Consider the following 760-nt stretch of genomic DNA (forward strand, 5'->3'; position numbering starts at 1 on the left):
GCGATATCCAGCCGTTGTTCGCCGCTGTCAAAAGTCACCTGGGCATCGGGGATCAGCGACGCCAGATCAACACAGCCGTCCTCTTTTTTCAGCGGGGCCAGTGATTCAGGCGGCAATGCTTCTGTCTTGAGATTAAGGCTGGCAATGACCGACGAGGATAAGCAGGCATGGACACTTTTATCGTCGCGGGCCTTAAATTCCACATTCTCATTGCCAATCAGGGTATTGTTTAAATAAATGTCAGCCCGGTAAGTGCCGGGTAGCACGCTGCCCCCTTTCGAGAAGCGGCTTAAATCAATGCCGGAACCACCGTGTTCGGTATTGAGAAAGATACTGTCAAACTCGGCCGACTGGGAATGGCCAGTCTGAGGGGATGCGTTGGCCTCAACGCTCTCAACAGCCAAAACAGCCGGCGATAAAAAAGCAGCAATAAGGGCAGCCGCCACGGGCGTTAAACGACCACTACGGGCAGACAATTCTGCAGAGAATGTGATTGCAGGGTGTTTCATTATTCAATTATTCCGTAGTGTACAGACGTATTCCGCCCCCACGAAATAAATGTGGTCATCAGCGGACGCTATGTAGGGCTGTTATTGATAAATTAAATTAAGGTTTAATGGGCTGACTCAGTTTATTGAGTGCGCCATAATCATTAATAAATTCAAAATCAACGTTATTGCCGCCGGTATTTCCCGGTAACGAAAAGGTCAGCGAATTATTAGGGCTAATCATTTGGCCTTCAACCGGCGCTGTTTTACTG

General features: G+C 48.8%; 1 protein-coding gene and 1 pseudogene. Both read right to left on the bottom strand.

Annotation, left to right across the window (positions count from 1 at the left end):
* Positions 1-509: FimD/PapC N-terminal domain-containing protein (locus V2A85_RS24140; protein WP_420072614.1), on the bottom strand; the 509-nt coding region annotated here is incomplete at its 3' end.
* 97 nt (positions 510-606) lie between these two features.
* Positions 607-760, bottom strand: a pseudogene (locus V2A85_RS24145) (molecular chaperone); the annotation flags it as partial.

Source organism: Yersinia sp. 1252 StPb PI, from assembly GCF_048593885.1.
Lineage (GTDB): Bacteria > Pseudomonadota > Gammaproteobacteria > Enterobacterales > Enterobacteriaceae > Yersinia > Yersinia enterocolitica_E.